The organism is Paramicrobacterium fandaimingii, assembly GCF_011751745.2.
GTDB classification, from domain to species: Bacteria; Actinomycetota; Actinomycetes; order Actinomycetales; family Microbacteriaceae; genus Paramicrobacterium; species Paramicrobacterium fandaimingii.
Genome location: NZ_CP061170.1, coordinates 2,928,530 through 2,949,101 on the forward strand (window position 1 = coordinate 2,928,530; position 20,572 = coordinate 2,949,101).

Genomic DNA, 20,572 nt, shown 5'->3' on the forward strand with positions numbered 1-20,572 from the left:
GGTCAGCCTCGTGCCCTCGCAAGAATCTCATCACGGGGGTTCTCGCCCGGCTCAAGATCGTGGAAGGCCCTGAGCGCGGCTTCGGCTTCCGGTGACAGGTGGGCCGGAACGGCCACCTGAATCTCGGCAAGAAGATCGCCCTTTCCCTTTGACGTCTCCACGCCACGGCCCTTGACGCGGAGCACACGACCGCTCGGCGTGCCGGCAGCCACTTTGAGCTTCACGGGAGGACCCTCAAGCGTCGGCACTTCGATCGTCGCGCCGAGGGCCGCCTCGACGAAAGTCACGGGAACGCGCACCCGCAGGTTCAGGTTCTCACGTTCGAACACGGGGTGCTTGCGCACGTGAACCGTGAGAACGATGTTGCCTGGCTCGCCGCCATCAGGTGAGGGCTGCCCTTTTCCGCGCAGCTTGATCTTCTGCCCATCAGAGACCCCCGCAGGAATCTTCACCTTGATGGGCCGCCCATCGGCCGTCTGCAGAGTGATCGTGTCACCCTTGGTGGCGGTCATGAAGTCAAGGGTCGTGGATGCTGTCACATCACGCCCAGGCGTCGGCCCGCCGAAGCCGCGGTATCCACCGCTCGGCTGCCCGAAGCGACCCCCGCCGAACATTCCGCCGAGGATGTCGTCGAAGTCGGCCTGCTGGTAGCCGCCGCCTCCTCCGCCGCCGAACATTCCACCGAAGACGTCCTCGAAGCCGCCATTGCTACCGCCGCCGGAGCCCGGCGCCGTGAATCGGGCGCCGGACCCCATCGCGCGAACCTGATCGTATTCCTTGCGCTGCGCCTCGTCGGAGAGCACCGAGTATGCCTCAGAGATCTCTTTGAACTTCGACTCAGCTGCGACGTCACCCGGGTGTGAATCTGGGTGGTATTTGCGAGCCAGTTTGCGGTAGGTCTTTTTGAGATCTGCCTGGCTCACGCTCTTGTCGACACCGAGAACTTTGTAGAAGTCCTTGTCGAACCAATCTTGACTGGCCATGGCACCTACTCGGCAGGAACAGCGACGACCACCTTGGCCGCTCGCAGCAGAGAGTCTCCCACAAAGTATCCGGTCTGAACGACGTCGACGATGGTCTCTGTCTCCACGTCCTGGCTCGGCTGTTGGAAGATCGCCTCGTGCTGATTGTGGTCAAACGCCTCACCCTCGGCACCGAACTTCGCGAGACCGAGACGCTCCACCGTTTGGCGCAGCTTCGACGCGATCTGCGAAAAGGCGGAGTCGCCCTCAAGATCGCCGTGCTTCTCGGCGAGGTCGAGGTCGTCGAGCACGGGGAGCAGTGCGTTCAGCACGTTGCCCGTTGCTCTCTCCTTCTCGGCCTCGCGATTGCCTTCCGTACGACGACGATAATTGGCGTATTCCGCGTTGACGCGCTTCAGGTCACTCAGCAACTCGGCCTCGCGCACGTTCTCGGCGTCAGCTTCGTCATCGCCAGGAGCGTCATCATCAGCGGCGGCGAGAATGTCGTCGACCGTGAGCTCGTCGGCAGACGCGGCCTGCTCGGCAGCGTCGTCCTGTGCCGAAGGGCCGGAGGCAGATGCCTCCGACCCCGCGGTCGCCTCAGGCTGACGAACCTCACCGGTCTCCGGGTCGATGCGACGTTTGTCGTTGACTCTCGGTTCTTCTTCCGGGTTCTGGTTCTTGTCAGTCATTCCTACTTCTTCTCGTCCTCATCGTCGACAACTTCGGCGTCGACGACATCGTCGTCGGAGTTCTCTTCGGCAGCGGGCTCTTCGCCTGCAGCCGGGGCCTGCTCACCTTCGGCCTGCGCCTGCGAGTAGATTGCCTCGCCGAGTTTGACCTGGCTTTCGTTGAGCTTATCGAAGGCTGACTTGACAGCATCCTCGTCCTCGCCGGCGAGAGCCGACTTGAGCGAGTCGACGTCACCCTGCACTTCGGACTTGACGTCCTCTGGCAGCTTGTCGTCGTTGTCCTTGATGAGCTTCTCGATCGAGAAGGCGAGCTGCTCGGCGCTGTTACGCGTCTCAGCCTGCTCACGGCGCTGCTTGTCTTCGGCCGCGTTCTCCTCAGCCTCGCGCACCATGCGGTCGATGTCGTCCTTCGAGAGCGACGAGCCTCCCGTGATCGTCATCGACTGCTCGGTTCCCGTGCCCTTGTCCTTCGCAGACACGTGCACGATGCCGTTGGCGTCGATGTCGAAGGTGACCTCAACCTGGGGCACGCCGCGGGGTGCCGGTGCGATGCCCGTCAGCTCGAACGTTCCGAGGTTCTTATTGTCGCGGGTGAACTCACGCTCACCCTGGAACACCTGAATAGCGACAGACGGCTGGTTGTCGTCTGCTGTCGTGAAGGTTTCGCTTCGCTTGGTCGGGATTGCAGTGTTGCGCTCGATGAGCTTGGTCATCATTCCGCCCTTGGTCTCGATACCGAGGCTCAGCGGAGTGACGTCGATGAGCAGAACGTCCTTGCGCTCGCCCTTCAGAACACCGGCCTGAAGTGCGGCGCCGACAGCGACGACCTCATCGGGGTTGACGCCCTTGTTTGCGTCCTTACCGGTTTCCTTCTTCACAATCTCGGCGACGGCCGGCATACGCGTCGACCCACCGACGAGCACCACGTGCGCAATGTCAGAGACCTTGATTCCCGCCTCGCGAATGACGTCGGAGAACGGCTTCTTCGTGCGCTCGAGCAAGTCGCTCGTCATGTTCTCAAACTGTGCACGCGAGAGGGTCTCATCGAGGTTGGCCGGCCCGTTCTCCGTCAGAGACAAGTATGGCAGCTGGATGCTCGTGCTCGTCGAGCTGGAGAGCTCCTTCTTCGCCTGCTCGGCAGCTTCCTTGAGGCGCTGCTTGGCGATCTTGTCATTCGAGACGTCGACGCCCGTCGACTCCTTGAAGCGCGTGATCAGCCAGTCGACGACGCGCTGGTCCCAGTCGTCTCCGCCGAGGCGGTTGTCACCGGAGGTGGAGCGCACCTGAATCGTCGAAAAGTCGTCGTCCTTACCCACTTCGAGCAGTGAGACGTCGAACGTTCCGCCACCGAGGTCGAAGACGAGAATGAGCTCGTCTTCCTTGCCCTTGTCGAGTCCGTAGGCGAGGGCGGCAGCGGTCGGCTCGTTGATGATGCGCAGCACGTTGAGGCCCGCGATCTCGCCGGCTTCCTTCGTCGACTGGCGCTCCGCGTCGTTGAAGTACGCAGGAACCGTGATGACCGCGTCGGTAACCGTGTCGCCAAGGTACTGCTCGGCATCCCGCTTCAGCTTCTGCAGAATACGAGCCGAGATCTCCTGGGCCGTGTACTTCTTGTCGTCAACGGGGAACGACCAGTCGGTGCCCATGTGGCGCTTGACCGATGCGATTGTGCGGTCGACGTTCGTGACAGCCTGGCGCTTGGCGGTCTCGCCGACGAGCACCTCGTTGTCCTTGGTGAATGCGACAACCGAGGGGGTTGTGCGCATGCCCTCAGCGTTTGCGATGACGGTGGGTTCGCCACCCTCAAGAACGCTCACCACCGAGTTGGTGGTTCCGAGGTCGATTCCTACTGCACGTGACATGTGTTTTCTCCTTCTGACCAGCCAGGTCTCATGGCATGGTGCGTCTGATGCGGGGGATAAAGTCTCGAGGCATTCGTAGTTGAGTGCCTGCGACTCAAGTTTACTCACCACGATGTCGGTGTCAATTTCTCCCAGCCAATCTTGAGCCAAGCACGCTCAACTTTCAGGATGACGATCCTCATGCATTGACGAGCGCCTCGCTATCGACTAATTTGGGCATATGTCCAAGGCGAATGACCAAATTCCATCGAATTCTGCGAGAGCAAGCTCCGAGCGCGGCACGTCAGCGCGTGCGAAGTTGCTCGATGCCGCCACCGCGCTCATTGGAGAGGTCGGCTGGAATGCCGTGAGTACCCGGCTTCTCGCCGACCGTGCTGGCGTGCGATCGGGCCTGGTGCACTATCATTTCGACTCACTTCACGACGTGCTTCGCCTGGCGGCCCTCAGTGAGATGAAGCGGGCGCTTGACCAGGCGACGACTGCACTTGCCGAACAGCGAGATGACAACTCGTTCGTTGATGCCATGCTCAACGAACTTGACGAATACGACGGCACTGACCCGGCGTCTCGCGTCGTCATCGAGGCGTATCTCGCGGCAACTCGGGATCCGGCTCTAAAAGAGAAGATGCGAGACCTGATGGTCGACTTTCGCACTGCGGTCTCGGCGTCGATCGCCCGCTTAGGCCATCCAGACCCCGATACCGCAGCGGTAGTGCTTCTCGCCGTGCTCGACGGACTCATTCTTCACAAGGGGCTCGATTCACATATTCCGATGCACGATGCCCTTGCTCTCATTGCGGCATGCCTGAATACCGAAGAGAAAGGACATACACAATGAAAGCACTCATCTGCGGCGCAGGAATCACCGGACTGGCCCTCGCAGGCCAGCTTGATCGCAAGGGTTGGGATGTCGTCGTCGTCGACATCGCTCCCGCTCCTCGACCACAGGGGTACATGATCGACTTCTCCGGGCCCGGGTTCGAAGCGATGCATCGAATGGGGCTCGGCGAACGGCTGCGCGACGCGGCAAGCTCCGTCGACACATTTCGCTACGTCGACGGCAGCGGACACACGACGGTGAGCGTCAGGTACGATCTGTTCGTCAAGGCTCTGAACGGTGAGATCGTCAGCATCATGAGACCCGCTCTGGAACGCGTGCTCAGGGAGTCGCTGAGAGACACTGTGACAATTCGCTACGGAGTCACCGTCGACGCGATCACTGACTCGTCTGTACGGCTCTCCGACGCTACCGAGCTGCACCCCGACCTGATCGTCGGCGCCGACGGCATCCACTCTCGAATTCGCTCTCTCGTCTTCGGTGAGGAGAACGAGTACGTTCGCGATCTCGGCATGCGCACAAATGCGTTCATCTTTCACGATCGCGAGATCTACGACGCCGTGGACGGTCAGTTTGTGCTCACCGAAACGCTCGATCGCCAGATGGGCTTCTATGGTCTTGGGGAAGGGCGTATCGCAACGTTCTCGGTGTACCGCACGACCGATCCGAGTCCTCAGACCGACTCTCGTGAAGAATTGCTCAGTCAGCTCTCGGGAATGGGCGAACTTGTCGAGCGCGCACTCGCGAAGGCTCCCCCGTCGCAAGAGATGTACGACGATCAGGTTGCGCAGATCGAGCTGCCGCGCTGGACGAGCGGACGGGTGGTGTTGGTTGGCGATGCCGCATACGCGGTATCGCTCGTCGCGGGCCAGGGTGCTTCGCTTGGAGTCGCGGGGGCATATCTCCTGGGCGAGTTGCTCCCGAGCGCGCGTGATGTTCCCAACGCCCTTCTCGAGTACGAACGCCGGTGGCGACCCGAGACGACGAAGGTGCAGGCGGCCGCGCGTGACCGAGTCGTCGAGTGGTTCCTGCCGCGCTCCCGAACAACGCTGATGCTGCGGCGCTGGGGGTTCCGTGCAATGCACATACCTGGGCTCAGTCGTGTGATGACTGGCTCCCTGCTTCCGAAGGATCACCGTTCCCTCGCCGAACTCAGTCGCGCATCGTAATGAAACCGTGTGCGCATCGCCCATCCAAATCAGTAACCTGCGAACGCCAGCGACGCCGCCACGGTCGGCCACGTGGAGTACAGCAACGCGGCACGACAAGAGCATCTGCAACGATGCACGGAGTTCACAGTGACCACCGCGTGGCGCAAGCACGACGCCTACTACCCTTGAGCTGTGGTTCCCGTCACTGGAGCCGCGGAATGACGGAAGGATGCTGCGATACATGTGGAGTGTTGAAGCGTATGTCCGCACCGCGCAAACACCACAGCCCGTCCTGACGGTCAGACGAACGGTATGAGAGAGCTTCTCCGAGATATCGCATCGGTACCCCACTCACCTGGCATCGTTCTCTCTATGATTCCGTCGTGGATTCCTCCGTTGGTGGTTCTCATCGATCGGCTAACATCCGCCGATCTGCCCACGTCTGTTCCCACGCATTGGAATGCCACCTTTACTGCAGATGCATGGTACGGAACCCAAGCCGCATTCTGGATGTCCTTCCTGCCAGGGCTCATCGGCGCAATCCTGATCTCCGTTGTGGTTCTGACGTCGGGCGACGACATCTCCCGCTTCGCTGGAAGCGCTGGTATGGCAGGCGGAACGTTTATCACAGGCGGTATAGCACTCACCTGGTTTAGTTCGTTGTCCGCAGCCAGGTCTCCGGAACAATCAACCTCGGCATTGCTGAACATCCTTATCTGGACCACGGTCCTTGCTCTGTTAGCGTTCGCGCTCAGCGCCCTGCCGCGTAAACACCGTAGAGGAACTTCGGGCGGCGAGAGCGTGACTGACGAAGAGTCGGAATAGGTCCCGGCTCCGGTAGCCTTAAGCAGTGGTTCACGTCGATGGAACCATGGCACGACGGAAGGATGCTGCGATGCACGTCGAGTGGTGGAGCATTCTCCCTTTTGCCGCATTGCTGCTGTGCATCGCCATTCTTCCGCTGATTCCGGCAACAGAGAAGGCCTGGGATCGCAACCTCGTCAAGCTCATCGTCGCTCTTGTGCTCGGTGTGCCGATCGCTCTGTGGTTCATCCTCGCTGGCCACCCGGGCATCGTCACCGGCGCACTGATCGAGTACAGCCAGTTCATCATCTTGCTCGGCTCGCTTTTCGTCGCATCGGGGGGCATCTTCCTCTCTGGCGATATCAAGGCCACCCCACGCAATAACACGATATTTCTCGCGATCGGCGGCGTGCTCGCGTCGTTTATCGGCACAACGGGCGCTGCGATGCTGCTCATCCGGCCGATTCTCAACACAAACCAGGAGCGCAAGCACCGCGTCCACACGGTGGTCTTCACCATCTTCATCGTCGCCAACTGCGGTGGCCTTCTCACCCCACTCGGTGACCCGCCGCTCTTTCTCGGGATGCTGCGAGGCGTTCCCTTCGAATGGACACTGGGCCTCTGGCCGTACTGGCTGTTCGTCAACGTCATGCTGCTACTGACGTTCTACGCACTCGATAAGCGCTCGTACGCCACAGAGACCGCAGAGACAATTGAGAAGGACAACGCGACGCAGACGAAGCTCGGGCTGCGCGGCGGCAGTGGTCTTCTGTTCCTTGCGGTCATCATCATCGCCGTTGCGTTTGTGCCGTCCGTCGATGCGCATGCAATTGAGCACGGCACCGCCGAGTTCGCTGACTGCATTCCGTGGCGCGAAATCGTCATGATCGCCGCTGCGGTCGGGTCTCTCCTCATCGGCAACCGCGCCGCCCGCTATGTCGACAACAAGTTCACGTGGGCACCGATTCTCGAGGTGGCCGCCCTGTTCATCGGTATCTTCCTCACGATGATGCCGGCGCTCGAATACCTCGGCGAGATTGCACCCAAGCTGCCGCTAACGAACATCACCTTGTTCATCTTCTCTGGCGGGCTCTCGTCGGTGCTCGACAATACCCCGACCTACGCCACGTTCTTTGAGATGATCTCCCATATCGATGGTGAGAACCTCGTGGCCGGAGTGCCCGAAATTCTGCTCATCGCCATCTCCCTCGGGTCGGTGCTGGGCGGGGCGATGACCTACATCGGCAACGGCCCCAACTTCATGACCAAGTCGGTCGCGGATTCGGCCGGAGTGCCGATGCCGAGCTTTGGCGGTTACATCCGCTGGTCGCTCACATACCTCGCTCCTGTGCTCGCGGCGATGGTGCTGCTGTTCCTCACGGATGACCTCTGGTGGAAGGCGCTCGGCGCAGTCCTCACGCTTCTGCTCGTCGCCCGAGCCGTCTGGATGATTGCGAAGCCTGCCAAGGAGCGCACCCCGCAGGCCTGATGCGGATGCCTGTGGATAACTTCCGCAGGCAGGTGCCGATTTTTCTACGCTGATCTTTATGCGTTTCTCGCGGATGTGGCGTGCGATGGTGGCACTCGTGTGTGTCGGCGCGCTGTCGCTGAGCGCCACGGCGTGCGCACCAACTGACGCCAAGCCCACGCCAACCCCGACGAAAACGGCGATCTTCGCCAGCGAAGACGAGGCGCTCCAGGCTGCGGTCGACGTCTACCAGCAGTACAACGCCGCGTTCTTCGAGATGACTTCAGACGAGGACATCAGTTCGGACAAATTAAAGCCAATTCTGTCAGAGCCATTCTTCAAAGAATTGACCTCTGATACATACCTCGACGACAAGAATCAATACACAAAAGGGATTCCGAGCTTCAACTCCGCGTCAGTGGTCTCACTGGATCAAGACGACGACTCAGTCAAAATGCGCATAAAGCTTTGCCAAGACGTAACGAATGTTCAGATCATGGATGAGAACGGCAACGATGTAACACCATCAGACCGCACGGATGTCTTCCCAGTTGAAATTGCGCTCTCGTGGGAAACCAAATCCGAACAACTCATTATCGAAGATGAAGGCTCATGGCAGGGCGACGATTTCTGCACCAGTTAAGCCTGGCAATTCTCGTTTCAGTGGTGGCCTCTGTCTTCTTCGGAGGAGCAGTTTCGGCACAAGGTAAGTGCTCTCCCGAGATGCAGAAACTCGGGTTATGTGCAAATGCCGGAATCAACGATGGAGAGGTCGACGTCGGTGCCGACAAGACCAATCCGGGTGATGGCGGGTCCGACGGGCGCGACAACGGCGGCGGTGGTGGCGGCGACAACTCGGGCGGCGGCGACAGCGGCGACGGGGACGCTGATGGCAAAGAAGAGGCGCATGTCGAGTTTCCGTGCCGCTTCGTTGGGACATGCCCAGACGAGGGATCCGATCCCATCACCATTCACGACCTCGCATCGTTCACCCCCGCCCCGACTCACGTGACCATGGAGCCGGACGGATGGATGATCGTCGGGCTGCCCGCGAACTTCTATGCCGACGCCGATGTGAACACCGACTCGGGGAAGCTCTTCGAGTTTCCGATCACCGTGCGGTTCACACCGAGCAGTTATTCGTGGTCGTGGGGAGATGGGTCAACCGCAAACACCGGCACGGGCGGCAGCTCATGGAAGAGCCTCGGGGTCGAAGAATTCACCGCGACGGCGACAAGCCACACATACGCCGAAAAAGGTACGTATACGGTGTCGCTGACTGTGAACTACTCGGTGCAGATCAAGACGTCGGGCACCGGCTGGCTCGACGTTGACGGAACGCTGACGAAGGCGGCATCCGGAGTCACCGCCATCGCCACCACCGCCAATTCCGTCATTGTCGACAAGGAATGCAATCGCAATCCCACCGGCCCCGGATGCTGAGCTAATTCCGGCGATTGCGGACGGATGCAGCGATACCAGCGACGACAAGCAGGGCACCGAGCACAACGAGCGCGGTGATCGTCAATGCTACGGGGTCTACCGTGATCGTGGAGATTGAGAGCACCACTACAACAACGGCGAAGACCAAAAGAACGATGCCCCAGAAGATCGTGCCGAAGAGCGGTGCCCTTCGCCCCGATGTCTTCGGAGCATCCGGGGCAGGTTGCGGCTGAAACGACGTCGACGCGAACGGAGCTGTTGTGTCGGTCTGCGGCTGCGAGAACCACGACTCGGCCGGGTCGATCGGTTCCGTCGAGCCGTGAGCAGTGTTGGCCTGCGCGGAATCCGTTGCCTCCACCGGCGTGGCGGGGTCTGAATCGTTGCGGTCGGGCGATGTCGGTTCGGTGCTCATGGTGTCTTCCTTACTGTGACGTCTGCCGTGCCGAACATTGCGCGCACGTACACGATTGTGATGTCGGACGCATCGGCATTCTCTGCCGCATCGGTCTGCATTGTTGCCGAGGGAAACAGCCCTTGAGGCGTGCCATCCATATCGGCGATTCCATTGGAGTCGAGCGTCGCGGCCGCCCCGGCGAATCGAACCTCGACGGGGATGTCGTCGGGAATGATGACATCTGCGGTTCCGAAGCCGAGCCACAGATTGATGTCGCCTCCGTCGTCCGCGGTGTCGAGCTCACGCAGATCGAGAGTCGCTCGGCCAAGCCCAACCACGTAGCTCTGCGACTGCGCGGACTCCACCTGCGAGACCCGCCACGTCGTGTCGCCGAATGCCGAGAAGTGCGCCCCCTGCGGCACAATGCCCACGAAAACAAGAGCGATGACAGCGACCGTCGAGAAGAAGCCGAGCCCACCATTCTCACGACCGCGGATACCCGCGATGATCGTGGCGATAGCAAGCACGGCAAGCGCGCCGGCAATTCCGAACACGGCTGCGTTCTGCTGCCACCCGAGCGCCGACAGTGCAGCGAGCGCACCGCCGACGACGGCGAGTCCCAAGCTGATCGCGATGTAGCCCGCGCCCGGCTGACGCTCACGCCAGCGAGCGGCATTCTCTGCACGGCGCTGCGCGTTCTCTCGCATGCGCGCCTCGTGCTGAGCACGCGCAGCGGCCTGGCGCTGCTGAGCAGCGGCGTAGTGATCGGCGGCCGGTGACGGCGCCCACGCTGGCCCGGCCTGATTCCCGGAGTACGCCGAGTACGGCTCACTCGGAGGTGCGACATACGGAGCACTCTGCGCGGGAGGCGCCCCAACCGACGGGTCGGTCGGGCCGCCCGCGGCATCCGCCGGGTTGCTGTGCGCTGCTGGCTCCGCGGCCCCGGTGGTTCCGGCTGCAAAGCTTGACGGCTGCCCACCATCCGGCCCTGCGTGGCCTGCGCTCCAGAATTCGTTGTGTGTGCGGGCATCGTGGGGATGATGAGGACCGCGCTGCGACGCCTTTCGAGAGATCGCCACGATAAGCCAGATGATTCCGGCAACGAGCACGATCATCCACCCGGCGCGCAGCATGCCCTCGAGCCAGTTGGGCATCCCCCACCAGCCGGGCGTTCCCTGCCACCAGAGACCCTGCGAGAACGGAATGAACGTCAAGACAAGAAGCACGCCGATTGCGATCAAGGCGGGATCGAAGATTCCCTGCAGCATCCGTTGGATATGAATGCGCCCTGTCGTGTCGGGCAGCAGCGCCCAGCCGACCGCATAAGCCAAGAAGATCGGGCCGCCGAGCAGCGCGACGACAATGGCGATTCCACGCACGAGCATCGGGTCGAGCCCTGTGCGTTCTGCCACGCCTCCGCAGACGCCGGCCACCCATCTGTCGTCTGTGCGACGCATATTGATGCCGCGGATCCAGTCGAAGAACCCGCCCGGCGCTGACCACCCGTTGGGGCTCGTCTCGGACCGTTGCGATTGTCCATTGTCGTTCGTCATGGTTCCAGACTGCCGCGGCGATCGACACTGCGCCATGGGGGTTCCCCCTGAACCGACCCTGACTTCCCACCCCGAAGTGCTCTATTCCTCCCCCGGAGATGCTTGGATTGTTCCATGCAGACCGCCACGATCGTTCGCCCGCGCTTGCGCGTGCTCGGCGGCGTGTGCGCTGGGGTCGCCGAACACACCGGAACTCCCGTGAGTGCTGTGCGCGCCGTGACGGCGATTCTCGCGCTGTGCGGCGGCGCTGGCCTGCTTCTCTACGCATGGCTGTGGGCGACGACCCCGATCAGCGAGGGCCGCACTCCCGTGAAGAGTGTGCTCACGCGCCCCAGCCATGACGCCGCGAGAACGGATGCGGCTGGCTCGCGCGCGCCCGTCACCGAGATTCTTCTCGGCATTGCCCTGCTTCTCGCCGGTGGCGCCATGATCGCGACGCGGTTAGGTGCCGACATTCCTCTTGCGTTCATCGTTCCCGCCGTCGTCGTCTGCGCCGGTGCTGGGCTCGCCTGGCGGCAGTTCGACGAGCTTCGCCGCGGCCGCGTTGCGGGCCGCTCAGCCCTCGTCGTTCGCGCCTTGGGCGCCCTCGTGCTCGTGGTGCTGGGAATTCTGCTGTTCTTCGTGACAGACAATGAGCCAAACATCTGGACGGTGTTCTTCGCAGCATCCGCCGTCTTGCTTGGTGTCGCCGTCGTCGTCGCGCCGTGGGTTCTGCGGCTGGCACGCGACCTCGCCGACGAGCGGGCGGCGAGAGCACGCGACATCGAACGTTCGGAGGTGGCCGCTCACCTGCACGACTCGGTGCTGCAGACTCTTGCCCTCATTCAGCAGAAGGCAGAGCCCGGCTCAGACGCGTCGCGCCTGGCTCGGGCACAGGAACGCGAATTGCGTGAGTGGCTCTTCGCTGAAAACGTCGGCGGACCGCTGGATCTCTCGGCAGAGCTGCGGCGCGCAGCATCCGCTCTCGAAAATGACTTCGCTGCGCGCATCGACGTGATCACCGCGGGCCTCGCTGTTCCGGAAGCACCCGAGGGCCTGCTCGCTGCCGCACGCGAAGCGATGCTGAACGCGGCCCAACACGCGGGCGGTACAGTGACCGTCTACTCCGAATCGTCTCCGTCGAGCATCGAGATCTCCATCTCGGATCGCGGCCCCGGATTCGACGTCGACGCCATTCCTGATGGACACTTCGGGGTGCGGGAGTCGATTATGGGGCGCTTGAATCGACTGGGCGGAACCGCGACGATTCGCCAAGGGCCGGGCGCAACCGGCACCGAAGTGCTGCTGCGAATGCCCTTCGCGCAGGAAACGAAGGAGGAAGCATGACCGACGACAGGCAGAGCCTTTCAACGCTCATCGTCGATGACCACTCGATCTTTCGTTCAGGACTCCGCGCTGACCTCGCCAGTGACATCCACGTGGTTGGCGAGGCGGCGAGCGTCGATGAAGCGATCACGCTCGTCACTGAGTTGAAACCTCGCGTCGTGCTTCTCGACGTGCATCTTCCCGGCGGTTTCGGCGGCGGCGGCGCCGAGGTCGTCACGCGTGCCGCACCGGCCTCACCCGAGACCCTCTTCTTGGCGCTCAGCGTGTCGGACGCCGCCGACGACGTTGTGCGCGTCATCAGGGCTGGCGCCCGGGGCTACATCACCAAGAGCTCGTCAGGCGCCGATGTGTCTGATGCTGCACGGCGGGTGGCCGAAGGCGACGCCGTCTTCTCTCCACGACTCGCCGGGTTTGTGCTCGACGCGTTCGGCGCGATCAGCGGAGAGACCGCGCAGGCCGACCATGAGCTCGACCGCCTGTCGAAACGCGAGCAGGAAGTCATGAGACTCATCGCTCGCGGTTACGCGTACAAAGAGGTGGCTGCCGACCTCTTCATATCGATCAAGACCGTCGAGACTCATGTGTCAAGCGTGCTGCGCAAGCTGCAGCTGTCGTCACGCCATGAGCTCACCGCCTGGGCGCTGGAGCGAAAGCTGCTCTAGTCCTGAAACGGGCAGAACTCCCCCTCGGAACACTCCACGATGAAAGATAGGTTGAATTTTATGACTGACAACAACGTGCCTCCGACGTCACCGGAACCCAGCGACACACCGGCAACGTCACCAGAGGCGAAGCAGGCCGACGAGACGCAGGCTCAGGAACAGTCGACCTCACAGGACCAGACGCAGCAGTCGCAACCACAAGTGCACGCCCAGCAGGCACCGCCCGCGCCGAGCCACGCGCCGCAAGCTCAGCCCCAGCAGCCACCGCAGGGGCAACAGCAGCAGCCCGCTCCCGGCTATGGGCAGCCCGCGCAGGGGTATGGACAGCCAGCGCCGGGATACGGGCAGCAGCCGTACGGACAACAGCAGCAGCCCTACGGCCAGCAGCCTTACGCTCAGCAGCCCTATGGGCAGCAGCCGGGCTATGGGCCCAACGACCCATACGCAAAGAGCCGCATGGCCGCAGGCCTTCTGGGAATCTTCCTCGGCGGATGGGGAATTCACCGCTTCTACCTCGGCTATGCCGGCATCGGCATCGCGCAGATCATCGTCACAATCGTGACCTTTGGCATGGGTGCCCTCTGGGGATTCATCGAGGGCATCATGGTGCTCGCGCGCGCCCAGTCGTTCCAGACGGATGCTGAAGGTCGCCCTCTGCGTGACTAGCAGCCAGCAACGCGTCTTCGTGCCCTGCCACCGGCTCGCCGGTGACGGGGCACGATTCTTACGTCGTCCCGATAGCCTGTGTTCATGAGCAAAGATGCGTCGGGCACGGGCGGGAGACCACCCACAGGAGAGAACCGCACGACGGGGCCCATCGTCGGTCTGACCGACAACGCTCAGATTCCAAAGTCACGGGTCATCTCCTGGGCTCTCTGGGACTGGGGCTCCGCCTCATTCAACGCGGTTGTCACGACATTCGTGTTCAGCACATACCTTGCAAGCTCGCTCTTCGTCGACCCCGCTGTCGTTGATGCTGCGGGCGGCGACGCGAGCGATCCCCAGCTCACGCTGGCACTGGCGACGAACGCCACGCACCTCAGCACGGGGCTGCTCATCGCCGGCATCCTCGTCGCTCTTTTCGCCCCGGTCATGGGGCAGCGCTCCGACGGCTCGGGCAAGCGCAAGTTCTGGCTCGGCGTCAATACGCTTCTCGTCGTCATCGCCATGGCCGCAATGGTCTTCGTCGAAGGGTCGCCTGCCTTCCTGGTGCTCGGCATCGTGCTGATCTCGGCTGGCAACGTCTTCTTCGAGTTCGCTGGCGTGAACTACAACGCGATGCTCGTGCAGGTGTCGAACCGCAGCAATGTGGGCAAGGTCTCGGGCATGGGCTGGGGTCTCGGCTATGTCGGCGGTATCGTGCTGCTCGCCTTGCTGCTTCTGCTGTTCATTCAGAGCTTCGGAACCGAGGGCCAGGCCGGCATCCTCGGTGTGACGACAGACGACGGCCTCAACATCAGGCTCGCCATCTTGTTCTCGGCTGTATGGTTCGCCGTCTTCGCCATTCCGCTCATGGTGAAGGTGCCCGAGATCCCCCGCATCACACGCCGCAACCGCACGTCGTTCTTCGCCTCGTACGCGTCGCTGTTTCGCACCATCGGGCGCCTTGCCAAGAACAGCCCACAGGTGCTTGTCTTTCTCATCGCGAGCGCCGTCTTCAGAGACGGGCTTGCGGGCGTCTTCACGTTCGGCGCCATCATCGCCGCGCAGGTGTTCCACTTCTCGAGCTCAGAAGTGCTCTACTTCGCCGTCGCCGCCAACCTCGTGGCGGGCATCGGCACCTTTGCCGGGGGCTGGCTCGACGACCGTGTCGGGGCAAAGAAGATCATCATGACCTCTCTCGTCGGCCTCGTGATCTTCGGAGCGGCCGTGCTCTTTGTCGGCGATGCGCAAATCGGATTCTGGATCTGCGGGCTGTTCCTCTGCCTCTTCGTCGGCCCGGTGCAGTCCGCCAGCCGCAGCTTTCTGTCGCGCATCACCCCGCCCGGTCGCGAAGGGGAAATCTTCGGTCTCTACGCCACCACAGGCCGCGCCGTCAGCTTTCTCGCACCGGGTCTGTTCACCCTGTTCGTCGGCCTGACGGGCGACACCCGCTTCGGCATCCTGGGTATTGTCATCGTTCTGCTCGCAGGCCTGCTGCTAATGCTTCCGGTGAAGGCCAAGCCGTCCACCATCGCGTAGCGCGACTGCACAGCTCGCCCCGTTTGCATGTTTGCATGTTTGCATGTTTGCAGCACTCTGGTCCGCGTTGCGGACGTTGATGCTACTCTTTTCGCAACACCGGATGAGAGGAGGAATTGCCATGACTGTCTTCAGTCTGCCTTCGACGTTCACTTCCTCCGAGGCCGCCGCACTCAGCTGACGCACGCGAGCGGCCTCCCATTCTCTGGAGTTCGCACCGTGTCTTTCGACGCACTCAGCTTTTCATCATCCGATCTCATCGAACCAGGCCCTGACCAGCGCTGGTCCACCTGGCCCGAGACCTCCCCGACGGAACGGGGACCTCTTCCGCATCCTGACTGGATCGTCACCGAATCTGCCGCGCTCGACACCGAGCTCGGCATTGTGAAGACCGGCAAAGAAGCAGAGGTCTACCTCATTGAGCGAGCGGTTCCCGGCGACAGCGAGCGATCATGCGTGCTTGCCGCAAAGCGCTACAGGTCGTCTGCCCGCCGCGACTTCACCCGAAGCACCGTGTATGTCGAGGGCCGCCGCACCAGCAGCCAACGCGACGAACGAGCTCTCGACAAGAAGTCGACGTACGGGCGCGAACTTGCCGCAACGAACTGGGCATTTGCCGAGTTCGAGGCGCTGCGGCGTCTCTACGCAGACGGGGCCGCAGTGCCCTACCCCGTGCAGATTCACGACGACGAAGTGCTCATGGAGTTCATCGGTGAGGGCATCACCGCGGCTCCCCGGCTTGCGCAGCTGAGATCGGATGCCGCGGAGCTCGCTGTGCTCTTCGACAGCGTCGCCGAGTCGATGAGCATCTTCGCTCGTGCCGGGTTCGCGCACGGTGACCTGTCGCCGTACAACATCCTCGTGCATGAGGAGCGGGTGGTGCTGATCGATCTGCCCCAGATCGTGGACCTCGCCGCGAACCCGAGCGGCTTCGACCTTCTGCACCGCGACTGCGTAAACATGTGCACGTGGTTCACACGGCGCGGCCTCCCCCGCGACCCAGAAGAGCTGTTCGCCACCCTTGTCGCCGAGGCGTTCTGAGCTCGCCTCTCTGCGGGACGCCAGAGATCTGACCGGAGAAAGATAGGATCTCTGCATGGCCGTCACCGACGAGGCAATCCTCAAGATCAAGAGCATGATCACCTCGGGGGAGCTTCGGCCGGGCGACCGCCTCCCGCCGGAGAAGGAGCTCAGCGACCGTCTCGGACTCTCACGCAGTTCGATGCGCGAAGCGGTGAAGGCCCTCGACGTCATCAGAGTTCTCGACGTCAAACGTGGCGACGGAACCTATGTCACGAGCCTCGAACCACGGCTGCTTCTCGAAGCGATGTCGTTCGTCGTCGACCTGCATGACGACGATTCGGTACTCGAGCTGTTTCAGGTGCGACGCATTCTCGAGCCGGCGGCGACGGCACTCGCGGCGCTCAACATGACGCCGGAGACAGTGGCTGATCTGCGCGACAAGATCGGATCCATCGACGACGCGACGACGGTGGAGAACCTTGTCGACCACGACATCGACTTTCACAGCGCAATTGTCGGAGCATCCGGAAATTCCTACCTCGCCACGCTCATCGATTCTCTCTCAAGCAACACCGTGCGGGCTCGTGTCTGGCGCGGCCTGACCCAAGAGGATTCCGTCACGCGCACGCTGTCTGAGCACAAGGCCATCGTCGATGCGCTCGAGCGCGGCGACGCAGAACTCGCGCGGTCACTCGCCGTCGTGCACATCTCGGGCGTCGAGGAGTGGCTGAGGGATGCCGCGGCCTCGCCCCCATCAACCTCATTTCACGAAGGGTGACGAGGACAAGCTCAGAGTTGCAATCACCGACGCCATCCGACGGGCAAATGGGGCCGGGGCGCTCGCGGTGACGATCCTGCGCGCCTCACCCAGCATCCCCAGCGATCGGACGTTGACGCGTTTCTCGCCACCCACACACCCTGAGGTGCCTGCGAGGCTCAGCGGGACCGAAGCGCGGACAACCGCGTCGACTGTCCGTAGATGCGGCAGGCCGTTTCGCGCAGTATCGCGTTCTGCTCGGCCTCTGCGAGTTCGCCGATCAGCTGCGCCATGACCCCCCACGTCGCGGGGTAGCCGCCCTCGGCGACGGGCATCGGCCAGTCGCCGCCATACATGAGACGATCGGCGCCGAAGCAGTCGAGCGCGTGGTCGCGAACCTCGCGAACGGCGTCGACAGAGAACGGCTGGCCGGGATAGCGCAGGGACGAAAGCTTCGCTGAGACGTTCTCGCGTTGCGCGGCCTTGGCGATCGTCGCCATCCACTCCGAATAGTCACCCTGCCCGCGCGGGGCATTGCCCACGTGGTCGATGATGATCGACAGCTCGGGAACCCGATCGGCGAGCGCTGCCGTCTCGGGCAGAAACCGCGGCCAGGAGTCGTGCAGGTCGAAGGCAAGCCCCCGACGGGCGACCTCGGAGAGCGACGCGATGACGCGGTCGTCTCCCAGAAGATCGCGCGGATCGTCATTGAGCAGGTGCCGGATGCCGCAGAAGGCGGAGTTTCCATGCCAACGGTCGAGCTGCTCTGCCGCAGCATCCGGGTCGGTCAGGTCGATCCAGCCCACGACGCCGAGCACCCACGAGTGCCTGTCGGCGATGTCGAGCATGAATGTGGTGTCGGCCTCCGAGTCTTCGGCCTGCACCAGAATGGCTCCAGCCATGCCCGCCGCGGCGAGCTCCGGCTCGGCCTGCTCGGGCGTCCATGTTGCGTAGAGGGGGCCGAAGTCGGGTGTCAGCCACGGGTAGCGGCCCTCACCGAGCGTCCACAGATGCATATGCGAATCGATTCTCCGGCCGCGCGGCACCGCGAGAGCAGCATCCGCCTTCTGCTCGATCTCTGAGGTCATGCTGGAGTGAGCCCCCTGTCTGCGAGTGCGGTCCAGAAAGCGTCGGGAACAGGAGCGTTCATGCGCTCTGCATTCTGGCGCACCTGCTCAGCGCTGCTTGCGCCGGCGACAACCGAGTGCACCGTGGGCTCGCGCAAGGTGTACTGTAGCGCGGCAGTCGGCACCTCGACATCGAACTCGCGGCAGATCTCGGCGATCGCCGTGACGCGGTCGAGAATCTCGACGGGAACGTCGCCGTATTCGTAGCGCGCGTCGAAGCTCGGCCGTGTCTTGGCCAGAAGGCCGGAGTTGAACACCGAGGCGTTGACGATGCCCACGCCGTTTTCGCGGCACGCGGGAATCACGTCATCGAGCGCGGGCTGCTCGGCTAGCGTGAAGCGCCCGGCGACCATGAGCAGATCGGTGTGGTTGATGCGCGCGGCCCGCAGCAGCGTGTCTGTGGTCATCGCCCCGACGCCGATGGCACGCACCTGACCGGCGTCTCGCAGCTCGGCCATGGCAGAGAGGGCAGACACCAAACGTTCATCAATCGACATCGGCACCTCGGCACGCTCGGGGTCGTGCAGGTAGAGGATGTCGAAGCGGTCGAGCCCCGTGCGTTCAAGGGACTCAGCGACGCTGGTGTGAATGCCCTCTGTCGAGAAATCGAATTGGCGGCGCAACTGCGCCGGAACGGCGAAGTCGTGTGCGGTATCGAGTTCGCCGGCCCAATCGGGGTTCGGGCGAAGCAGCCGCCCAACCTTTGTCGACACAGTGAACTGGTCTCGCGGCTTCGTCTGCAGAAAAGCACCGAGTCGCTTTTCCGACAGGCCGAGCCCATAGTGCGGTGCCGTATCGAAGTACCGAACCCCTGCGTCCCACGCGGCCTGCAGAATCTCCCACGCGTCGTCATCGCTCAGCGCACGGAAGAGGTTGCCGACGTTCGCGGTCCCGTAGCCGAATCGGGGAACGACAACATCAGACATGGATGCTGGTCGCGTCCCGCTGCGACAGATAGGCGAACTCGCTGCGGCTCGCCGCGAGCATCTCGCTGCCCGCTCCCGGGGCCGACGGCGGCCAGTACGAGCCGTCATGCACGTCGACCGGCGTAACGAAGTGCTCGTGAAGGTGGTCGACGTACTCGATCACACGACCTTCGACGCTGCCCGAGACGGCAACGTAGTCAAACATCGACAGGTGCTGCACGGCCTCGCAGAGACCGACGCCGCCCGCGTGCGGGCAGACCGGAACGCCGAACTTGGCGGCGAGAAGCAGAATGGCGATGTTCTCGTTGACGCCGGCAACGCGTGCGGCGTCGATCTGGAGCACGCTGAGCGACTTCGCCTGCAGCATCTGCTTGAACATAATCCGATTCTGCACGTGCTCCCCGGTCGCTACCGGAATCGGCGCGACGCCTTTCGCGATCGCCGCGTGGCCGAGAATATCGTCTGGGCTCGTCGGCTCTTCGACCCAGGCAACATCATAGGGCGCGAGTTCCGCCATCCACGCGATTGCCTCGGCGACGTCCCACCGCTGATTCGCATCGACGCCGATGCGAATATCGGGGCCGACAGCCTCGCGGGCCAGCTTCATGCGCCGCACATCGTCGCCGACGTCACCTCCCACTTTGAGCTTGATCATGCCGAATCCATCGGCGACGGCTTCGCGGGAAAGACGAACGAGCTTCTCATCCGAGTAGCCAAGCCATCCGGGAGTCGTCGTGTAGGCCGGGTACCCGTTTGCTTGCAGCATCCGCTCGCGTTCATCGCGCCCGGGCCAAGCTGCCGTCAGAATCTGCAGCGCTTCGTCGCGCGTGAGCGCATCGGTGAGGTAGCGAAAGTCCACGAGATCCACGATCTGCTCCGGTGTCATGCCGGCAAGAAGCTGCCACAGCGGCAGGCTCGCCCGTTTTGCCTTGAGATCCCACAGCGCATTGACGACCGCGCCGATCGCCATGTGCATGACGCCCTTCTCTGGGCCGAGCCAGCGCAGCTGAGAGTCCCAGACAAGCGAACGCCACGTCTGCCCCATGTCGTCGAGCAAATCTTCGGCTTTCGCGCCGACGATGTGGTGGCGCAACGCCTCGATCGCCGCCGCTTCAACATCGTTGCCGCGCCCGATCGTGAAGACGAAGCCGTGGCCCTCGTGGCCGTCGCCTGCATCGGTCATGATGCGCACGTAGGCCGCCGAGTAGTCCGGGTCTGGGTTCATCGCGTCAGACCCGTCAAGCTGCATCGACGTCGGAAAACGCACATCGCTCGTCTCAAGCGCGATCACAGTGGTCACGGGTCTCCTATCGGTCTACTGGAGCTTAGACATCCGATCAAAGCAGTGTCAAGAAGGGTGAAATAGTCACAAATACCCGTATTGATCTGATCAAAGCGGCTAT

General features: G+C 62.7%; 20 protein-coding genes. 12 read left to right on the forward strand and 8 right to left on the reverse strand.

Translation table 11 applies throughout. The features are described from left to right. Positions 1 to 2 precede the first annotated feature (2 nt). From HCR84_RS14125 to dnaK, 3 genes are read right to left on the reverse strand one after another with little or no spacing between them, the layout of a single operon-like run. On the reverse strand, positions 3 to 983 hold the full coding sequence (locus HCR84_RS14125) for a DnaJ C-terminal domain-containing protein (protein ID WP_166979998.1): 981 nt from the start codon (positions 981 to 983) through the stop codon (positions 3 to 5). Positions 984 to 988: 5 nt separating this feature from the next. Continuing rightward, positions 989 to 1,654, reverse strand: coding sequence for a nucleotide exchange factor GrpE (locus HCR84_RS14130; protein ID WP_166979997.1), 666 nt, complete (start codon positions 1,652 to 1,654; stop codon positions 989 to 991). Positions 1,655 to 1,656: 2 nt separating this feature from the next. Next, positions 1,657 to 3,516, reverse strand: a complete 1,860-nt coding sequence (gene dnaK / locus HCR84_RS14135; protein WP_166979996.1) for a molecular chaperone DnaK — start codon at positions 3,514 to 3,516, stop codon at positions 1,657 to 1,659. Between the two features lie 220 nt (positions 3,517 to 3,736). Here dnaK and HCR84_RS14140 point away from each other — a divergent pair, with 220 nt between their 5' ends. The 6 genes from HCR84_RS14140 (at position 3,737) to HCR84_RS14165 (ending at position 9,220) form a co-directional block, all read left to right on the forward strand. Continuing rightward, positions 3,737 to 4,354, forward strand: a complete 618-nt coding sequence (locus tag HCR84_RS14140; protein ID WP_166979995.1) for a TetR/AcrR family transcriptional regulator — start codon at positions 3,737 to 3,739, stop codon at positions 4,352 to 4,354. Then, positions 4,351 to 5,523: an FAD-dependent monooxygenase gene (locus HCR84_RS14145; RefSeq protein ID WP_166979994.1), complete on the forward strand. Its 1,173-nt coding sequence runs from the start codon at positions 4,351 to 4,353 to the stop codon at positions 5,521 to 5,523. The genes HCR84_RS14140 and HCR84_RS14145 overlap by 4 nt, the downstream gene beginning before the upstream one ends. A gap of 381 nt (positions 5,524 to 5,904) precedes the next feature. After that, the gene (locus HCR84_RS14150; protein ID WP_195706652.1) at positions 5,905 to 6,330 is read left to right on the forward strand and encodes a DUF1648 domain-containing protein; all 426 of its coding nucleotides are present in this window, start codon (positions 5,905 to 5,907) and stop codon (positions 6,328 to 6,330) included. 25 nt (positions 6,331 to 6,355) lie between these two features. Then, on the forward strand, positions 6,356 to 7,798 hold the full coding sequence (locus HCR84_RS14155; protein WP_244972499.1) for a sodium:proton antiporter: 1,443 nt from the start codon (positions 6,356 to 6,358) through the stop codon (positions 7,796 to 7,798). 58 nt (positions 7,799 to 7,856) lie between these two features. Next, a complete protein-coding gene (locus tag HCR84_RS14160; RefSeq protein ID WP_166979992.1) occupies positions 7,857 to 8,420 on the forward strand; it encodes a DUF896 domain-containing protein in 564 nt (187 codons plus the stop codon). A gap of 20 nt (positions 8,421 to 8,440) precedes the next feature. After that, entirely contained in the window at positions 8,441 to 9,220 is a 780-nt protein-coding gene (locus HCR84_RS14165; RefSeq protein ID WP_166979991.1) for a PKD domain-containing protein, read from the forward strand. A 1-nt stretch (position 9,221) separates the two neighbouring features. Here HCR84_RS14165 and HCR84_RS14170 read toward each other — a convergent pair whose 3' ends face one another. After that, a complete protein-coding gene (locus HCR84_RS14170; protein WP_166979990.1) occupies positions 9,222 to 9,632 on the reverse strand; it encodes a hypothetical protein in 411 nt (136 codons plus the stop codon). After that, positions 9,629 to 11,167, reverse strand: coding sequence for a PspC domain-containing protein (locus tag HCR84_RS14175; protein ID WP_166979989.1), 1,539 nt, complete (start codon positions 11,165 to 11,167; stop codon positions 9,629 to 9,631). The genes HCR84_RS14170 and HCR84_RS14175 overlap by 4 nt, the downstream gene beginning before the upstream one ends. Before the next feature lie 114 nt (positions 11,168 to 11,281). Between HCR84_RS14175 and HCR84_RS14180 the strand changes: the two genes are divergently transcribed. From HCR84_RS14180 to HCR84_RS14205, 6 genes are all read left to right on the forward strand, one after another. Next, positions 11,282 to 12,493, forward strand: a complete 1,212-nt coding sequence (locus tag HCR84_RS14180; RefSeq protein ID WP_166979988.1) for an ATP-binding protein — start codon at positions 11,282 to 11,284, stop codon at positions 12,491 to 12,493. Then, complete coding sequence (locus tag HCR84_RS14185) at positions 12,490 to 13,155, forward strand: LuxR C-terminal-related transcriptional regulator (RefSeq protein ID WP_166979987.1); 666 nt, start codon at positions 12,490 to 12,492, stop codon at positions 13,153 to 13,155. The genes HCR84_RS14180 and HCR84_RS14185 overlap by 4 nt, the downstream gene beginning before the upstream one ends. Before the next feature lie 60 nt (positions 13,156 to 13,215). Next, a complete protein-coding gene (locus HCR84_RS14190; protein ID WP_166979986.1) occupies positions 13,216 to 13,821 on the forward strand; it encodes a TM2 domain-containing protein in 606 nt (201 codons plus the stop codon). An 84-nt stretch (positions 13,822 to 13,905) separates the two neighbouring features. Further along, complete coding sequence (locus HCR84_RS14195; protein WP_166979985.1) at positions 13,906 to 15,336, forward strand: MFS transporter; 1,431 nt, start codon at positions 13,906 to 13,908, stop codon at positions 15,334 to 15,336. A gap of 219 nt (positions 15,337 to 15,555) precedes the next feature. Further along, a complete protein-coding gene (locus HCR84_RS14200) occupies positions 15,556 to 16,377 on the forward strand; it encodes a serine protein kinase RIO (protein ID WP_235940707.1) in 822 nt (273 codons plus the stop codon). Positions 16,378 to 16,432: 55 nt separating this feature from the next. Continuing rightward, the gene (locus HCR84_RS14205; RefSeq protein WP_166979982.1) at positions 16,433 to 17,137 is read left to right on the forward strand and encodes a FadR/GntR family transcriptional regulator; all 705 of its coding nucleotides are present in this window, start codon (positions 16,433 to 16,435) and stop codon (positions 17,135 to 17,137) included. 158 nt (positions 17,138 to 17,295) lie between these two features. Here the strand turns inward: HCR84_RS14205 and HCR84_RS14210 are convergent, their stop codons facing one another. From HCR84_RS14210 to HCR84_RS14220, 3 genes are read right to left on the reverse strand one after another with little or no spacing between them, the layout of a single operon-like run. Next, positions 17,296 to 18,204 carry an amidohydrolase family protein gene (locus HCR84_RS14210; RefSeq protein WP_166979980.1) on the reverse strand — a complete coding sequence of 303 codons (909 nt, stop codon included), beginning with the start codon at positions 18,202 to 18,204 and terminating at the stop codon, positions 17,296 to 17,298. Next, on the reverse strand, positions 18,201 to 19,169 hold the full coding sequence (locus tag HCR84_RS14215; RefSeq protein WP_166979979.1) for an aldo/keto reductase: 969 nt from the start codon (positions 19,167 to 19,169) through the stop codon (positions 18,201 to 18,203). Before HCR84_RS14215 ends, HCR84_RS14210 begins: the two co-directional genes overlap by 4 nt. Further along, the gene (locus tag HCR84_RS14220) at positions 19,162 to 20,469 is read right to left on the reverse strand and encodes an L-fuconate dehydratase (RefSeq protein ID WP_166979978.1); all 1,308 of its coding nucleotides are present in this window, start codon (positions 20,467 to 20,469) and stop codon (positions 19,162 to 19,164) included. Before HCR84_RS14220 ends, HCR84_RS14215 begins: the two co-directional genes overlap by 8 nt. Between the last annotated feature and the right edge of the window lie 103 nt (positions 20,470 to 20,572).

What these genes read in the sequence shown, in the direction of transcription:
- HCR84_RS14130 (WP_166979997.1), bottom strand. Translation starts at nt 1,654, where the DNA reads ATGACTGACAAGAACCAGAACCCGGAAGAAGAACCGAGAGTCAACGAC.
- HCR84_RS14125 (WP_166979998.1), bottom strand. Translation starts at nt 983, where the DNA reads ATGGCCAGTCAAGATTGGTTCGACAAGGACTTCTACAAAGTTCTCGGT.
- HCR84_RS14185 (WP_166979987.1), top strand. Translation starts at nt 12,490, where the DNA reads ATGACCGACGACAGGCAGAGCCTTTCAACGCTCATCGTCGATGACCAC.
- HCR84_RS14145 (WP_166979994.1), top strand. Translation starts at nt 4,351, where the DNA reads ATGAAAGCACTCATCTGCGGCGCAGGAATCACCGGACTGGCCCTCGCA.
- HCR84_RS14160 (WP_166979992.1), top strand. Translation starts at nt 7,857, where the DNA reads ATGCGTTTCTCGCGGATGTGGCGTGCGATGGTGGCACTCGTGTGTGTC.
- HCR84_RS14175 (WP_166979989.1), bottom strand. Translation starts at nt 11,167, where the DNA reads ATGACGAACGACAATGGACAATCGCAACGGTCCGAGACGAGCCCCAAC.
- HCR84_RS14190 (WP_166979986.1), top strand. Translation starts at nt 13,216, where the DNA reads ATGACTGACAACAACGTGCCTCCGACGTCACCGGAACCCAGCGACACA.
- HCR84_RS14140 (WP_166979995.1), top strand. Translation starts at nt 3,737, where the DNA reads ATGTCCAAGGCGAATGACCAAATTCCATCGAATTCTGCGAGAGCAAGC.
- HCR84_RS14180 (WP_166979988.1), top strand. Translation starts at nt 11,282, where the DNA reads ATGCAGACCGCCACGATCGTTCGCCCGCGCTTGCGCGTGCTCGGCGGC.
- HCR84_RS14170 (WP_166979990.1), bottom strand. Translation starts at nt 9,632, where the DNA reads ATGAGCACCGAACCGACATCGCCCGACCGCAACGATTCAGACCCCGCC.
- HCR84_RS14210 (WP_166979980.1), bottom strand. Translation starts at nt 18,204, where the DNA reads ATGACCTCAGAGATCGAGCAGAAGGCGGATGCTGCTCTCGCGGTGCCG.
- HCR84_RS14205 (WP_166979982.1), top strand. Translation starts at nt 16,433, where the DNA reads ATGGCCGTCACCGACGAGGCAATCCTCAAGATCAAGAGCATGATCACC.
- dnaK (WP_166979996.1), bottom strand. Translation starts at nt 3,516, where the DNA reads ATGTCACGTGCAGTAGGAATCGACCTCGGAACCACCAACTCGGTGGTG.
- HCR84_RS14195 (WP_166979985.1), top strand. Translation starts at nt 13,906, where the DNA reads ATGAGCAAAGATGCGTCGGGCACGGGCGGGAGACCACCCACAGGAGAG.
- HCR84_RS14215 (WP_166979979.1), bottom strand. Translation starts at nt 19,169, where the DNA reads ATGTCTGATGTTGTCGTTCCCCGATTCGGCTACGGGACCGCGAACGTC.